This window comes from Mesorhizobium sp. M0991 (assembly GCF_040318915.1).
Lineage (GTDB): Bacteria > Pseudomonadota > Alphaproteobacteria > Rhizobiales > Rhizobiaceae > Mesorhizobium.
Window position 1 is genome coordinate 1 of sequence record NZ_JAMYNE010000090.1, and the last position, 2,282, is coordinate 2,282.

Genomic DNA, 2,282 nt, shown 5'->3' on the forward strand with positions numbered 1-2,282 from the left:
TGGCGAGACACCCTGCATGCCAGTTCGCCGTCGGCATGGCGCGTACGAAAGGCGACTTCCAGCAATTCGTTGAAGGCAGAGGAAAAGAGATTTGAATGCCGGACCGAGTCTGACCTGTTTTGACTGATCATCCGGGCCATGTATGTCGAGACATAATCGCAGTGTCTCCAAGCGGAGACGAAAGCTTTGATTTCCATGTCGATCTGGATCATGGGCTCAAAAGTCGGCCCGCCAGCCAGATCATGATGAACAGGTCCCATCGGCATCCTCCCTTGTTCTATCAGTATTGACCCCTGGTGGCGCGATGACCTCCGAGGCGGAAAATTTCACCGCGCTCCGTTATGACTCAGTCTCGCACCGACTCCAAAAATTGCGCGGTATCTGCCTCGATCGTTCTACAAATCTCCGCCTCACCGTTAACGAAGGGCGCAAGGCGCTAGAGCGCTTGTTTTGATTCCTCCATCGCGCGTACCACCCTCAGCGGGGACCGCCTGATGAAACCGCTGATCGCCTCGGCTCCAAGCGGCTTTCCCAGGAAGTTGCCTTGCAGGCAATCGCAATTCTCCTTGATCAGCCACCGTGCCTGTGCCGGGGTCTCGACCCCCTCGGCAGTGACATTTATCCCGAGGCCGTGCGCCAGATTCATGATCGATCGCACGATCGTTTGGCTTTTGAGATCGGTCTCCAAGTCCGCAATAAAGTACTGATCTATCTTCAACGTATCGAAGGGAAAATTTTTAAGGTAGCTCAACGAAGAATAGTATGTTCCAAAATCGTCTAGCGATATTCGTATTCCCAAGACATTCAGCGTATTCAATGTGTCTATATTGTCAATCGTCTTCTCAAGTAGGACCCTCTCGGTTATCTCAAGTTCAAGTCTGTCGGCTTCAATCCCAACTGCGTCGAGGACCTGAGCGACGGTGTCCGTCAGCGAACCGCTGAGGAACTGAGCCGGCGACAGGTTCACTGCGACTGTCAGCGAGGAAGGCCACGTCAACGCCTGGCGACAGGCTTCCTCGATCACCCATCGTCCAATCTCGTCCATCAGACCGTCGGCTTCGGCGATCGGTATGAACACGTTGGGTGGAATGATTCCGACCTCGGGGTGCCGCCACCGCAGCAGCGCTTCGAAACCCGTCACTGACGAGGGAGGCCGAATGAGCGGCTGATACTCCAGATAAAGCTCGCCGCGCTCCAGCGCGATTCGAAGGCTGCGCCTGAGATTCTCGCGTTGCTCGAGCAAGAGCAGCATCGAACGGTTAAATGTTCGAGCGCAGCCGCGTCCATCTGTCTTGGCCGCGTAAAGAGCAATGTCAGCGGCTTTCATCAACTGTTCGCCATCGGTCCCGTGCTCCGGCCCGAAAGCAATTCCGATACTCGAGCCGACGAACACGGGAATGCCGTTGATGACGAACGGGTCCTTGAACGCGTCGACTAGAGATCCGGCGAGGCGTTCAGCCTCTGCTGGCTGCTCCTTTCCCAATTGGATGACAGCGAACTCATCGCCGGCATACCGGTATGCGGATTCGCCGTCCTGCAGCGCATCGCGGATACGACCCGCCGCGAGTTGAAGAAGAGTGTCGCCTGCTCCATGGCCGAGCGTGTCGTTGACCGCTTTGAAATCGTCAAGGTCGATTTGCAGAAGGGCGGCTTTCGGCTTTGATCCGCCGAGGGCCGCGATTGCCTGCTGCAGCCGCTCGCCGAATCGCCGCCGATTCTGCAGTCCGGTCAGCACGTCGTGCGTCGCCTGATGGAGTAGAACTACATGCTCTTGTTCCTCCGCTGCGCTCCGCCCGCCGTCCTCTCTTGATTCGATGATTCCCGCACCGTTTGCCGTGGTGAACACAAAAACGGACCGTTGCGCTCCGCCCGATGATCGCGGCAAGTCGATGCTTGCCGGAGAGGCACCTTGGAACACACGAAGAAATTCGTCGCGATAGCTCGTATCGAGAAAGCTCGGGTAGATCTCCCAGACGGCGGCGCCCGGCGCTACCGCGCCTCCGTACAAGCCTTTGAGCCTGGCCGCGTAGTGCGTCAGGCGAAAGTCACGGTCATAGAACGACAAAAGTTCGGTCGTGTTCGCCAAAAGGTCTGCGAGAACGCCTTCGCCGACACTTGGAGCATCGCTCGATGAAGGCCCCTCACTCTCCGTGCCGACGCCTGAAGCCTCTGAGGGCAAGAACCACCTCCATAGGCGGTGCAGACTCGCGCCCCCCAGTCTAAAAGTAGCATAACTGTCGAGCTTGGCAAACTTTCAAATCGCAGTCTTAATAAGAGCCGCC

Annotated in this window: 1 protein-coding gene and 1 pseudogene; both read right to left on the reverse strand. The window is 57.1% G+C overall.

The window, feature by feature from the left end:
* Positions 1–260: pseudogene (locus tag NKH70_RS35575) on the reverse strand (ubiquinone biosynthesis methyltransferase UbiE); the annotation flags it as partial.
* A 176-nt stretch (positions 261–436) separates the two neighbouring features.
* Complete coding sequence (locus NKH70_RS35580) at positions 437–2,086, reverse strand: putative bifunctional diguanylate cyclase/phosphodiesterase (protein WP_502908467.1); 1,650 nt, start codon at positions 2,084–2,086, stop codon at positions 437–439.
* Positions 2,087–2,282 lie beyond the last annotated feature (196 nt).